Genomic DNA, 13545 nt, shown 5'->3' with positions numbered 1-13545 from the left:
GAAGGACCCGGCGGGTTGTTCCAACAAACGACTCGCAGACGTCACGGCGTCACGAATTCATCGCGTGTCAGCTTGCCGTCGCCGTTTTTGTCGAAGTTCTTGAAGCGCTGGGCTGCGTTCTCCTTTTTGGAGAGGCCGTTGGTGTATTCTTCGAGCGTGAGGATGCCGTCCGCGTCCTTGTCCCACTTCTTAAAGACAGCGGCGCGGTCAGGTGCAGGCTTGGAAGGCGTGGCCGGCGGTGCTTTGCGCGGTGTGGGAGCAGGTGGCGGCGTGGTAACGGGCAGCGTTTGCTGCCAGGCGCGCAGGGCCGTCGTCATGTTGGCGACACGTTCGGGCTGTGCGGTGACGAGGTCGTTCTCCTGTCCGCGATCCTTGGTGAGATCGTAGAGTTCGGCGTGCGAGCCATCGTGCTTCATGAGCAGCGTGAAGAAGCCGTCGCGCATGGCGAGCTGCGGCCAGTCGGCCTCATGGGAGTTCGGGCCGCGCCATTCCCAGAACAGCGGTTGCGGACGTGTGAAGGGCTCGCCGTTGAAAGCGGCGAGCACATTGAGGCCGTCGCTTTGATAACCGGCGGGCAGAGGAATGCCGCTGGCAGCGAGCAGCGTCGGCAGCATGTCCACGCCGGCGATGACGCTCGTTTTGTCCACCCGTCCGGCAGGCACGTGGCCGGGCCAGCGCACGATGAAGGGCACGTTAACGCCGCCCATGTAGAGGCTGCGTTTGCGACCACGAAGTCCGCCGGTGGTGCCGACGCTGTAATAGAACTTCTGCCCGGGTTCGGGCATCGAATTCTCAGGACCGTTGTCGCTGGAGAAGATGACGATCGTGTCGTCGGCGAGCTTTAATTCATCCAGCAGCGCGAGCACGCGGCCGATCTGCGCATCCGCACGTGTGACGGCGGAATAGTAGGTGCGCTGCGGTTCGGAGGTGTCGGGATACGGCGCCTTCTGCTCCTCTGTGGCGGCGACAAGATGGTGCGTCTCATGCAGCCAAAAGTTGATGTAAAACGGCTGCTTCTTCCCGCTCGCGTCGCGAATGAAACGCAGCACATGCTCGGCGGCGGCGATGGTTTGAAACGACGCGCCGGATTTGTCATGCGCATCTCCCGCCTGCTTCTCGACGCTCGTGTCTTCAAACACACTGCGCCCCGGACCGGTCCACACGGCGGCATCGTCGTAGCCGTACTCGGTGGGCAATGGCGCATCGATGTCCTTGCCGCCACCAGAGAGGTGCCACTTGCCGTAGTGTGCAGTGGTGTAGCCGGCGTTTTTCATCAGGCGCGGCAGCAACGTGACTTTCGGCTCCAGCCAGTCGGGCATGCCGCGCGCCTCGTTCTCGGCATGACTGGCGAAGTGTTGATGCACGAGATGCCGCGCCGGATACTGGCCGGTGACGATGGCGGTGCGGCTCGGCGAGCAGACCGGATTGCACACGACGAACTGCTGGAAGTCCGTGCCCTCCTTTGCGAGCCGGTCGAGGTGGGGCGTCTTCAAATGCGGATGTCCGTGACAGGCGAGATCGCCCCAGCCCCAGTCATCGGCGTAGATGAAAAGAATGTTCGGCGGCGCCGCATCGGAGGAAAGCGGGAGGAAGAGAGCCGGAAGAAGGCAGGCAAGGAACAACGATTTCATGATCAGCGTCGAGGTTGGGGCACCTGCGAGTCATCGCCCGGTGTCCACCAGGCGTCGAGCTGGCGGCGCAGCTTCTGAACGTCGGCGGCATGCTCCGGCTTCGCGGCAAGATTGGTTTTCTCGTCGGGATCAGCGACGACGTCGAACAGGGCAACGTCCGTAAGGTAGTCACCCCAGGCCGCTTTGCCCTTTTGCGATTGAGGGACGATCAGCTTCAACGGGCCCCTGCGAATCCAGCGATACGCGATGTCGCGTGAGGGATGGCCGAGACTGGTGGCATCGCCGGGATAGATTTCGCCAAACACGGGCTGGTCTTCGAGCTTGGATTCACCGATCGCCGCCGACCACAGGCTGCGGCCTGACAGTGATGCGATGGCATCCGGTTTGCCGATGGCCGCGAGCACCGTGGGCAAAAGATCGACGCTGCTGACAAGTTGCTCGTGCGTCTCCGCCCTCGTGTGCCCATCCCAGCGGATCAGGATCGGCGTGCGGAGGCCATCTTCAAAGGGCGAGTACTTGCTCTCGTGCGTGTGCTCGAACTCCTTCGGGCTCTTCTTCATGCGCGTCTTGCCAGGCGTCCAGCCGTTGTCCACGACGAAGATGAAGAGCGTGACCTTCGTCAGGCCGCGCTGGTCGATCATCGTCATCAATTCGCCCACCGTGTCGTCAAACTGGCTCACGGACGCGAGATACGGGATGCGATGCTCCGCCGCGCCGCGCTGTCGATGCAGATCGAAATACTTTTGCGGCGAGTCGTGGGGCTGATGCGGCAAGTAAGGTGCATACCAGAGAAAAAAGGGCTGGGTCTTGCCGTTGCGGTCGAGGAAATCCGCGATTGGCTGCATTGTCTCGCGACCAATGGCGAGTCCGTGGTCGCCGTTGCCGTGCGCTGCCTGCGACCCGTCTTTTAGCACTCGCGTGACGCCCGTGTAATTCAGATGCGGTGAGGGTTGGAAGATCGTCATGCCGTCTGTGAAGCCCGCGTTGGAGAAATGCCCCTCCCAGAACTTGCCGGTTTGAAACGAGCGATAGCCCAGTGTGCCGAGCGTTCGCGGCAGGGTGGACTGTGAACGAATGATCTCAAAGGCCGGACTGCGTGCCGCCTCATATTCAGCTGCCGATGACATCTTGTTGAAGCCGCTGTTGCCGGGCGGTGGGTGATTGTAATGCAGTCCGCTTTGATGCGGATAGCGTCCGGTCAGCATCACGCCAAGCGACGGGCTGCACAAACTCGTGGGTACATAGCCGTTCACGAACCGTGCCGACTGCGCCGCCAGTTTGTCGATGTGCGGCGTCAGCGCATCCTGACTGCCCATGAAGCCGAAATCGCGATACGTCTGATCATCGGCGATGATGTAAACGACGTTTGGCGGCTGCGCGTGCGCGAGGCCGACGGTGAGAAAACAGCAGAGGAGGACGAGGTGATGGGTCTTCATGGCCAGCTTTGGGTTTCCTTGGTAAACGGGAGCGCGTCATCGAGGTCAGGAATGCCGTCCGCATCGGCATCGTCGGGTTTCAATCGCTTCCACGCCGGAGGCGACTGGGTCTTTATCGCATTCCACACGCGTTGGGCGAATTCACCGCGGGTGAGCTGGTCATCAGTGATCACGCTGAAGTCATAAGCCATGCAACAATTGATCACCGCTTGCTGCCACTCCTTCGTCGCGGGTGCATCGGGTTGAAAATCGACCTCGTGTCGATCGACGGGAATCAAACCGCGCGCACTTAAACGATTGATCGCGACGAACGCCGCGTGATCCTCAGGAATATCGCGCCAGGGGAACAGCAGCATCGGCACGCCTTCCGTGCCGCCGCAGAGGGCGTGCTGGATTTCTTCAAGGCGTTCGCGGTTCCACGCCATGTCACGTGGCTGGATGTGATGCTTCATCGCCAGCACCGCGAGCGCTGCCGCGGCCTGGCCGATGTGCACGCGATGATCGTGCAGCCGGATCGCGGAACTGACGATGCTGCTGAAACCCACATTGCCCTGCGCACCGATCAGACCGTCCATCTTCACGGGAATCAGGCTGCGCAGCGGGAAGACGCTGCGCTCGCTGAGATTGTGCACACCGCGACCGGGCTTCTCGTAATGCGTCCATGGACCTGAATCGCCCTCGCTCTTCAGATAAGTGCGACCGGTATCGTGGAAGTCGTAGTGGAACTGCCAGCAGAAGACGCCGTCGGGATACATCACCTTCGCGAAGGTTTCCTTGGCGCCGTTCTTGCCATTGCCGTCGATGACGAGGCTGTCCTGCTCGCGCATCATGTGCAGCGCCTTCAGCCGCAGGCTCTCGCGGATATAGGGTTTCATCGGCAGGTTGTCCGGCGTGCCGAACTCCGTGCTGAGATGGTAATGCCGCAGGCTGTTCGCGGTGTCCTTGGCGCGATCATGCACGGTCGTCTGCAAATGATACAGCAGGCCGAGCGAATGCGCGCGGCAGTCGGCAAAGACGATCTCGCGCTGCGCACGCGTCATCAAAACGAGGTTCTTCATCGATGCGCCGGCCTCCGTGGCCTCCAGCCCATCGCATACATGCCGCGGCAGCCGTTCCAGCGGATAATCTTGGCCGTTCGAGTAGCAGATGAGCGCTGAAGTAATGCCGTCCTTGCTCGTCGTACCTTCGACGATGCGGCGCATCGTGAGAATCGTTCCCTGCCGAGCTGCTTCGTGTCCCTTGGCAGGCCACGGCGCCATGCCGCTGGCGCGCACCTTGCGCTCCCATTTTTGTTTGGAGGCCTCCGCCTTGCCAAACTTCGTGGATCCCCAGTAGCGACGGTCATCGTAATGCGGCGGCTGCGGGATCGGCGTGTCGCCTTTGCTTTCCTCGACAATGAGCGTCCACGTGATCGGATTCATTTCATTCGGCGGATTCACGGACACATCCTCCTGTGCACTCGGTTCGCCGTAGCGCGACTTCGGATCTGGCCCGACCTCAAACTCCGTGCCGGAAAGCTGCACGACATCGCCCCAGTCCGACGCATCGATCGTCAGCGGTGCTTCGACGCTCAGTTCCTCGCCCTTCGTCGAGCGAAACGTCATGCCGGTGATGCGATGGCCGTCCTTCGACTTCATCGCGCTCAGCGGGATGAAGTTCAGATGCAGCTTCACCTGCCCGCTGGCGATGTAAGGCTGCAGCATCTCGCGAAAAATCGCCTCCGCCTCGGCCGGACGAAACGTGGTCGGCCCATGCATCGGCTTCCCGGGCATCGGCGAGCCGTACTTTTGTGTGTTGAAGGCCTCGATGCGATCCATCAGCTCTTTGAAGAGGCCGAAGCGATGAAACGAGCGTTTCATCGGATGCCAGTCCGGCCCCCAGCCGACCTTGCCCACACCCTTGTTCTCATCCACGCAAACGAGCCCCTGCTCCGTGTATTGCCCGCCGAGCCATTCGCCGTCGTGCACGATCGTGATCGACTTCACCCCCATGCGCGCCGCCTGAATCGCCGCCGCCCAGCCGGACTCGGTGCCGCCGACGATGAGGAGATCGGTTTGAATCGATTCAGCAGCGGCAAAACTGGTCAGGAGGAACGTGAGAAGAAAGGATTTCATGAAATGGGCTGAAGCATGAACGGGCTCGATAACCGTCATGTTGCCCTGCATTCCGCTGGCATTTCACCGCGGCATGACGGACAGCAGCGCCATGTCAGACGCCCCCCATCCTTTTGCCGCCCTCGGAATCCCGCCGGAGATGATCCGTGGTCTGGAGGAACTGGGCATCGTCACGCCGACCGAGGTACAGGCAAAAGTGATCCCGTTTCTGCTGACGGATGGCGGCGATCTCATCGCGCAGGCGCAGACCGGCACCGGCAAGACGGCCGCGTTTGGCCTGCCGCTGCTGACGAAGATGAATCCGAAGCATCGCGACATTCAGGGCCTGGTGCTCGCTCCGACGCGCGAGCTGGCAAAGCAGATCGGCAAGCAGCTCTTCCGCTTCACGAAGTACACGGAGAAGATTTTCATCGAGGTGGTCGGCGGCGGTGACAACATCGACCAGCAGATCGAAAGGCTGCGTCGTCCCACGCACATTCTCGTCGCCACGCCGGGCCGGTTGCTCGATTTGATCGAGCGCGATGCGCTCACGCTGGAGTTTGTGCGTTACGTCGTGCTGGACGAGGCGGACGAAATGCTGAGCATGGGTTTCAAGAAACAGCTCACGGAGATTCTCAAACTGGCCGCCATGCGCCGCAGCACCTGGCTCTTCTCCGCGACGTTTCCCGAGGCGATCCAGCAGCTCATCAAAGGCTGCATGTCCGCCAGCGCGCACTCGATCCAGATCGACCAGGCGAACGTGGTGAACCGCGACATCGACCACCGCTTTGCCTTCTGCAAACGCGAGAAGAAAACCGACTTCATCTACGACTTCCTCAAGCGCCAGAAAGGCCAGCGCGGCCTCATCTTCTGCCGCACCAAGGCGGGCGCGATGGCGCTGTTCAACGAACTGACCGAGCTCGGCCTGCCGGTGGACGTGCTGCAGGGAGATCTGATGCAGAAAGAGCGCGACAAGGTGATGCGTGCCTTCAAGAAACAGCGCGTTCCGTTCGTCATTGCCACCGATGTCGCCGCGCGCGGCATCGACGTCGCCGACCTGTCCTTCGTCATCCATCACCAGCTTCCCGATCAGCTCGAATACTACACCCACCGCGCCGGCCGCACCGCTCGCGCGGGAAAGAAGGGCATGTCGCTCGCGCTGATCGAGCCGAAGGAAAAATGGCAGATCACCCAGCTCGAAACCAAGCTGCACGTGAAGTTCAGCGAGCTCCGGCGCTGATCACGGCGGCAGCTCCGTGTTGCACACTCCGCTTGTGCCGGGGTGAAACAGATTGTTCGAGAAATGCAGGCCGCGCGGCGCATTCGGACCGCCGGGGATGATCACGGCGTATTTGTAGCGCGGTTTGCCGATGCAGTGGATGAGGTTGCCGGTGATGATCACATCGGTGAGCGGCGGATCATCGGGCTGCTGGCCGGTGTCGAACTTGATGGGCGAGCGTTCATCGCCCCAAATCCAATGCGCGTCGCCGTGACCGAAGTCGGAGATGATGTTATTGGAGATGATCGAGCCGCCGTCGAAGTTTTCAGCGTTGGCAGCGGCCCCAGGCATGAGGCCGATGGCCCAGAGCGAGTTACGGACGAACTGGTTGCCCGTGATGAGCACGTTGCGGCTGCCGTGCATCGCCTTCATGCCGATGAAGGCGTTGGTGATAATGTTCTGTGAGACGATCACGTGATCCGCGTGGATGTCCAAACCCTGTGCAGCGTTTTCGATGTGGTTGCCAATCACACGCGTGAGGTCGTTGGCTTCGGGCGCATTGATCACGATGGCGGAGCCCTGCTGCCAGGCGTCCGTGTAGTTCGCATCCCACATTTGCTGATTGATGATCGCGCCCTTCTCCGCGTTCTTTTTCACGAAGTCGCCGAGCTTGTGCTTCGCCTTGATCTCCGGTGTCGGCACGAGGTTGTCCTCGATGACGCGGTTGCCCTCGACCAGCGTGCCGGTGCTGTAGGTCACGTTGATGCCGGTGCCGTCGGTGCAGTTGAAGGCGTAGCCGAGTTCTTTGTTCGCCGTGCGGTCGTCGATGCTAACGCGCATGTAATTGCGCACCAGACAGCGGCTGATGCGTGCGTCCTTGCATTCCCGAATTTCGATAACGCTCGACCTCGAGCGGTTGTCGATCACGCGCACGTTATCGATGACGAGGTCGCGGCACTTGATCGCCAGAATGCCCTCGTTGCGCGTTTCCATCTTCCCTTCAGGCCGCGTGAGTGTCAGATCACGAATCTCGGCGGCGTTGGCGTTTTCAATTTCGATGATCGGCTGATCGTCGCTCTGCTGAATGATACGACCGGGGCCAAACAGCCCGCTGCGCTCGCCGCGGATGCAAATCTTGTCCTTGATGACGTAATCACCCGCCGGAACGAAGAGCATGCAATTCGGATTCGCGTCCAAAGCCGCCTGGATCGAAGGATAGGCGGCGACGGAGAGCTCCGACGCGTGCGCATGGGCAAACACCAGCGGTAATGCGACAAGAACGCGACGAAGACGTGCGACGAAGTTGGGAGAGACATTCATGTGTTGAGCTGCCATGACGATGAATGGCGGCCAATCAAGAACGTTGTGAATAGAAGCCGCACGGCGCCGGCTTCGGTCATCCGTCCAGGTCCTTGAAGGACTGAATCTTCCAGGCTCCGTTTTCAAAAGCGAGCGTGTAACTGCGCACGGCGCCGGCGTCTTTGGGGCCGACGAAGACAACGGCGTGGCGGCCGTTGTTGGATTTTTCCACGACCACGACGATCTCGGGTTTCGCATTGGGTGCGGTGACGTTCACTTCGATGCGGGTCGGTGTGGAAGCAGGCGAGCCAACACGGATTTTTCCGTTCGTGAGGCGATGCGCCTCATCGAGGAAGTGAATGTAGGCCACTTCGACCGGCGGTGTGCCCTTGTCATTGAAGGCGCCCACTGGATCGGCGAGGATCGTGGGCTTGGTGGGTGCGGAGATCGGAGCCTCCTTGCGGGCTTTTTTGACACGCTCGACCACAAGGCCTCCAATGCCACCCAGCACAGCGGCGACCACAATGATGATCACCATCGAGAGCCCTTTCGACGACTGCTTTGCCTGTTCGATGCTTGAAAACGGAACGCTGGATGCCGGCGGAGGCGACGCGACAACAGCGGGTGCAGGCGGCGGTGTCTGTGGAGGCGGTGATGGCTGAGCTGATGCGGCGCGATGTCCGCATTGATCGCAGAACGCAGAGCCGGGCGTCAGCGTTGAGCCGCAGTTGGTGCAGAAGGCAGAGACGGAATCAGACATGATCAGGAAACGGGTGCGCCACAGTGACCGCAGAATTTAGACGTGGCCTTGGCGAGCGGTTTGCCGCATTGCTTGCAGACCGGCGGTCCGGCAGGTGTCGGAGCCGATTTGGGTGGCAGTGGCGGCGGTTTGACGCTGTGCGGCGGCGCAGCAACGGGGGCGGGAGATGCGGCGGCTGACTCTGGATGCACCGGCGTTCCACAGGTGGGACAGGCGTCAGCGTCCGCGGCGAAACGAGCCCCGCAGACGGTGCAGGTATGTTTGGGGGCCGGTGCAGGAGCGGATGCGGGTGTTGGTTCAGCAGCAGGCTGCGCTTCGGCGGGTCCGATGCGGAGCAGTCCGTCGAGCAGATTGCGTGCATTTTCGAGCGTGAGCGAGGCGAGCGCGCTTTCCTTGCCGCCCACATCGATCAAATGCAGATCGTGCGGCGAACGAACGAGCAGCAGGGCCTCGTGCGTCTCGATGTCGGCGTCGTTTTGACCGGTGAAACGCAGGCCGATCTTCGTGAGATGATGCCGGAAGGCAGCGGCGAAGGCGAAGCCGGCGGGTGTGAGCGCATAGTCTTCACCCTGTGGCTTGATGAGATCATGTGCGACGAGATCCGCGAGCGCGGGAGCGAGTTCTTCGGCCCATGGCATGATCTCGACGGACTGTGGCAGGACTTTGTCAAAGAAGTACAGCGGCCAGCGGAAGTCTTCCGTGGAGCCCTCGTGCATCACATCGGGAAGCACCGACGGCACGAAGCTGATGGGCGACTCCACATGACCGAGGCAGGCGTGCAGATGCGCGGCCTGAAGCAGATGCAGGATGCCGAGGAAGAGGAGCGAAGACGATGTATTCAGACAGCAGCGATAAGGCGTGCTGCGCAGCTGAGTGTCCTCCTGAAGCACCTCCATGAGCACGCGGAGCAGATCATCCGGCGTGAGCAGGCGCAGATGCCAGCGCGTCTCTGCGAAAAACATGAACGTCCATGCGTGGCCGGTGGCTGGATGCCAGGCGAGAATGACGCGGCGCACTTCGAGGTCACCCAGCGTGTAGTGCAGCGTGCCCGCACGACCCGGATTCGCCACGGCGGCGATCATTGCACCGGTGATCTGGCGTCGTTCGGGGGAGAGCTGCTCCAAAAACGCCTTCACCTGCGCCTCGACCTCGGGCGTGGGAAGTACGCGCGGGAGTCGGGAAAGACTGCCGTAGGGCTCGCCGATGAGCGCTGAAGCCGCCACGAGTTCTGCGCCAGTGGCGACGAGATCTTTGCCTTCGTAGTTCATGAGCGTGGTGGGGATGAAAGGTTATTTTTGAGCGAATGCGCCCTTCGTGGCGGTCTGGCCGATAATGCGGCCCATGAAGCCGGGCGGCGCGGGCACCGGCGGTTTGGGCAGGCCGCTGGGCTTGAACTTTTGCAGGCTTTCCAACGTGCTGGACATCTGGTTCACGACCTTCTCCGGCGTGTAGCCCATCTGCGCGAGTTTGCGCTCGACTTCCGCGGGCGAGTAACCGGGCTTGCCGCATTGCTCCATGATGCCGACGGCTTCCTGCAGCTTCGGCGGCACATTGGCGACGTTTCTGCCCATGCTGGAGTTCAGCGCATCCACGCGGCCCTGGATCTGGTTTTTGAACTGCTTTGTCGTCTGGCGAAAACCTTCCTCCATCTTGCCTTCAGCGGCTGAGGAGAGTTTGTCCGCGTGGCCCTGGAGCTCGGCGGCTCTTTCGAGGTTCCCCGCGGCGGCCTCCTCTTTGGCGAGCTTGCTCAGTTCGGAGGCGTCCTTCTGCATTTTCTGGGCCTCGTTGCGCCACTCGTACTGCTTGTGCTCCATCGTTTTCCCAACGCCTTCGACGTCGCTGAAGTCGCGGCCCTTGACGTTGCTGTTGGTGGCGGTTTGCAGGTCTTTGTCGCCGGTGCCGTAAGCCTCGGCGTCGAGCCGGTCGGTGACGGACTGGTCCATCTTGTGGTTGTAGTCGTTGACCTTCTTCGCATCGACGATGGGCTTGCCGTCCGCGCCCATCTTGATGCTGCCATCGGGGTGCGTCTCGTAGGGCAGCTTGCCGTCGTGGCGGGCTTTGTAGAATTCTTCGTTGTAGATGCGCTTCGCGTCCGTCTTGGGCACATCCAGATGCCCGCTGACCGGCTTGCCGGTGCGCGGATCGATGCCGTCCTGCTTCACACGATACGTCACGTCCTGGTCGAAGCTGGCCTTCTTCGGATTGACGTTGTCGGGCACCTTGCCGGGCGTTTGCACAATGTCGTCGCCATGCGTTTTCGGAGCGCCCTTCGGTTTCTTGGCAAAGCCGCTCGGATCAGGTTCCGGCACGGCACCCGGCTTGTTCGTGGGCTGCACCACCTTCACATCGTCAGGATTGACACCGTACTCCTTCGCGATGCGCTGCTTGGCGGCGTCGTGGGCCTGGTTGTAGGACTGACCGAGATCCTCGCTGAAGCCTTTGCGCACGTTGTCCGCGGCGTCGCCTGTGCGGCCGTTCATGGCCTGCATGGCGTGCTTGTCCTGCTGCACGGCGTCGAGTTTGTCGCGCACTTTCGCTGCGCTTTCCGGCGTCGGATTGTCACGATGCTGCTTCATCGCCTGCTCCAAGTCATCCACCTTCTGATTGCCCATCTTGCGCCCTTCCTCGAAGGCTTTGGTACGCTCGTGCACCGCGGATTCGGACGGGCCATGGATGCCTGTGCCGGGCAGGTCCGGGTTCTTCGGCTTTGTCCCGCCCACGAGGTCCTTCACATCCTGATTCAGGAACTTGCCTGCCTTTTCGAGCTGCTCCTTCGCCGCACGGTCGAAGTCCGTTCCCTTCAAGGTGGCCTCGTAGCCCGCGCCGGCGGCCTTGCCGGTCAGTGCCAGGCCTTTTTCCATGGCACGACCCACGCCTTCATCAAAAATGACCTTGCCGGCGGCGTTCGTGAAGGCCTCCATGCCGCTCTTGCCGGCCATGATGTCGTCATGCACGCCGTACATTTTCTCGGCGATTTCCATGCCGTATTCGGACTGACCACCCGTCGCCGCGCCGATTAGTCCGCGCAGCACCATCGCCTTGTAGGAGGTCTCGCCATCAGAGTTCGTGCCTGTGAAAATCTCACGTGAGGTGGACTCGGCGCCGTCGCGCACCCAGTTGGAGTCGCGGGCATCCTGACGGGAGGATTCAGCGTCCATCTCCTTGCTGATGAGATGGCGGATCTTTTCGATATCCTCGCGTGACGGTGGATGCCCTTTGAGCAGGTCTTGCGACATCTTGTCGAGCTTCTCGAGCATCTTTTCTGACTGGCCTTCGGTGTAGCTGAGATTCCCGTGTTCCTGCAGATTGCGGATTGCCTCCGCAGTCTTGTGAATGTCCTGAAGGGTCTGCGCCTCCTCCTTGTGCTGCTGCACCATCTGTTCCAGCACGGGATCCGGCCGCCAGATACTGCGTTCTTGGGCGGTGTAGGAAATGGAAGCGCCCTTTTCCGCGAGTTCGCGGTTGATGCGATCACGTTCCTGGGTGAGGCGCTCGATTTCGCGGTCCTGTTCGCTGCAGTCTCTGCCGGCCGCTTTCAATCCATCGCGGATGGACTGCACGAAACCGATCTGTTCGACGGTGTTCTTGAAGTCCTCCTGCCGCATCCGTGTGTGTTCCTTCTCGGTCTCCGCCTCCTGTTCGCTCACGAGCTTCTGCCAGTACTTGTCGGCAGCCTCCTTGGTGGGGAAGAAGTGCTCATTCCCGTCAGCGTCCGTCACCATCCAGCCCTCGCCGGGCGGGCCTTCTTCATTCGTCAGGCCCTCGTTCACGGTCTCGCCGGCGGTTTGTCCCATCGCCGTGCCGGCGCCTGTCGCGGCTCCGACAACCGTGCTCTGGCCGACGAGATTCAGGCCGCCCTCTTTCGCGAAGCGGGATGGATCCGCGCCCCATTCGGACAACCCCGAATCATCCGCCATGAGGTCTTCACAGACCAGGAATGCCACCACACCCGCTGCGACGCCGGCTCCGGGCAGCAGTGGCGGTGTGCCTGGTTTCTTCGTGGCACCGCCGCGCAACACGCCGATGATGAAGCCAAACATCGCGGCCACCGTGCCCCACAAGGCCGTGGCGACCGGGAAGAAGAAAGTCGATGACGGTGCGGTTTTTGACAGCGTCGGCACCATCAGCATCGTGGGGAACTTGGCCACGTCGTTGTAGCCGCCGCTGAGGCCCACCGTGGAGAAGTGGATAATCATCCCGAGCGCCGCGCCCTGAAGGAAGGCGCGCGTCTTCGACTTGAACATGCGCACGGGGTAGAGGCACAGCGCCTTCCATGAGAACTTCCCTTTCGCATCGAAGATGCCGCTCGCGCTTTTCACAAACTTCAGCAGCAGACCCGGCGTTTTGAGAATGAGCTGTTTCACATGCAGCTCTCCCGCCGTCCACGCCGGATGATGCGCAGCGGTCGAGTCAAAACGCGCCACTGAGCAGCCTGACATGCGGTCGTGCAGCCCGCGCATGCCAAAGAGTGACATCACGACCGCCACCTCAATGCCGCCGCCGACCAAAAAGATGAGGCGATTCAGCAGCCACGGTCCGCTGCGCGTATTCGCACCCATTTGAATCTGCCACAGCACCATGCAGAGGAACATCGCTCCGGCGAAGACGCCGATCTTCATCATCCAGCGCTTCTTCAGCACCAGGAATCCCGGCTTGCCGCCCTCGGTAGTCACCACACGCACACCGGCGATGCGTTTGCCGGGCGAACGTCCGCCGACGACTTCTGTGAACCAGTACAATGCGGCCACCAGCAACGGCAGCCAAGGAAGCAGCGTCGTCGACTGTCCGCCAAAGGGCAGCGGAAAACGCCAGGTCGTCCACGCTGAGACCCACATGATTTGTCCGATCAACCACGCACCGATGAAGATCACCGCCACATCGATCGCGCTGGCCTTCACACGGTCTGCTAGCGCCGCAGGCGGCAACGGCGGGGGTGGTGTGCCTCCGGCGACGGTGACATGTACCGGTTTCTGAATCTGCGAGACCGCCTTGGCTTCATTTGTCGCCTCAGGCGACTTGTCCACTTCGACAGGTTTGCCGCAGGAAGGGCAAAACTTCGCACCTGCTGTGACAAGCGAGGCGCAATGCTTGCATTTGAGCACATCGG

8 protein-coding genes are annotated in these 13545 nt (G+C 61.4%); 1 reads left to right on the top strand and 7 read right to left on the bottom strand.

The features are described from left to right. Window positions 1–41 precede the first annotated feature (41 nt). Genes KDL09_RS18915 through KDL09_RS18905 form a run of 3 tightly spaced genes read right to left on the bottom strand, consistent with a single transcriptional unit; the run spans window position 42 to window position 5181 of the window. The gene (locus KDL09_RS18915; RefSeq protein ID WP_294388706.1) at window positions 42–1631 is read right to left on the bottom strand and encodes a sulfatase-like hydrolase/transferase; all 1590 of its coding nucleotides are present in this window, start codon (window positions 1629–1631) and stop codon (window positions 42–44) included. 2 nt (window positions 1632–1633) lie between these two features. Then, window positions 1634–3067 (bottom strand): sulfatase-like hydrolase/transferase, encoded by a 1434-nt coding sequence (locus KDL09_RS18910; RefSeq protein WP_294388702.1) that lies wholly within the window; start codon window positions 3065–3067, stop codon window positions 1634–1636. Further along, window positions 3064–5181 (bottom strand): FAD-dependent oxidoreductase, encoded by a 2118-nt coding sequence (locus KDL09_RS18905; protein ID WP_294388698.1) that lies wholly within the window; start codon window positions 5179–5181, stop codon window positions 3064–3066. The genes KDL09_RS18910 and KDL09_RS18905 overlap by 4 nt, the downstream gene beginning before the upstream one ends. A 91-nt stretch (window positions 5182–5272) precedes the next feature. On the opposite strand from KDL09_RS18905, the gene KDL09_RS18900 reads away from it, so the two are divergent. Continuing rightward, on the top strand, window positions 5273–6400 hold the full coding sequence (locus KDL09_RS18900; protein WP_294388696.1) for a DEAD/DEAH box helicase: 1128 nt from the start codon (window positions 5273–5275) through the stop codon (window positions 6398–6400). Here KDL09_RS18900 and KDL09_RS18895 read toward each other — a convergent pair whose 3' ends face one another. The 4 genes from KDL09_RS18895 to KDL09_RS18880 form a co-directional block, all read right to left on the bottom strand. Then, window positions 6401–7714, bottom strand: coding sequence for a right-handed parallel beta-helix repeat-containing protein (locus tag KDL09_RS18895; protein WP_294388694.1), 1314 nt, complete (start codon window positions 7712–7714; stop codon window positions 6401–6403). It lies immediately after the preceding gene. A gap of 61 nt (window positions 7715–7775) precedes the next feature. Next, entirely contained in the window at window positions 7776–8438 is a 663-nt protein-coding gene (locus KDL09_RS18890; protein ID WP_294388693.1) for a zinc ribbon domain-containing protein, read from the bottom strand. Between the two features lie 2 nt (window positions 8439–8440). Further along, entirely contained in the window at window positions 8441–9706 is a 1266-nt protein-coding gene (locus KDL09_RS18885) for a zinc ribbon domain-containing protein (RefSeq protein ID WP_294388690.1), read from the bottom strand. 21 nt (window positions 9707–9727) lie between these two features. Further along, complete coding sequence (locus KDL09_RS18880; RefSeq protein ID WP_294388687.1) at window positions 9728–13540, bottom strand: RDD family protein; 3813 nt, start codon at window positions 13538–13540, stop codon at window positions 9728–9730. Between the last annotated feature and the right edge of the window lie 5 nt (window positions 13541–13545).

Origin of the sequence: Prosthecobacter sp. (assembly GCF_020439865.1) — a bacterium.
Classification (GTDB): Bacteria; Verrucomicrobiota; Verrucomicrobiia; order Verrucomicrobiales; family Verrucomicrobiaceae; genus Prosthecobacter.
Note: the sequence above shows the minus strand (reverse complement) of the source record. Positions and strands in the feature narration are given on the sequence as shown.

Coding starts and splice junctions, on each gene's coding strand:
- KDL09_RS18900 (WP_294388696.1), top strand. CDS start 5,273: ATGTCAGACGCCCCCCATCCTTTTGCCGCCCTCGGAATCCCGCCGGAG.
- KDL09_RS18910 (WP_294388702.1), bottom strand. CDS start 3,067: ATGAAGACCCATCACCTCGTCCTCCTCTGCTGTTTTCTCACCGTCGGC.
- KDL09_RS18885 (WP_294388690.1), bottom strand. CDS start 9,706: ATGAACTACGAAGGCAAAGATCTCGTCGCCACTGGCGCAGAACTCGTG.
- KDL09_RS18895 (WP_294388694.1), bottom strand. CDS start 7,714: ATGGCAGCTCAACACATGAATGTCTCTCCCAACTTCGTCGCACGTCTT.
- KDL09_RS18915 (WP_294388706.1), bottom strand. CDS start 1,631: ATGAAATCGTTGTTCCTTGCCTGCCTTCTTCCGGCTCTCTTCCTCCCG.
- KDL09_RS18890 (WP_294388693.1), bottom strand. CDS start 8,438: ATGTCTGATTCCGTCTCTGCCTTCTGCACCAACTGCGGCTCAACGCTG.
- KDL09_RS18905 (WP_294388698.1), bottom strand. CDS start 5,181: ATGAAATCCTTTCTTCTCACGTTCCTCCTGACCAGTTTTGCCGCTGCT.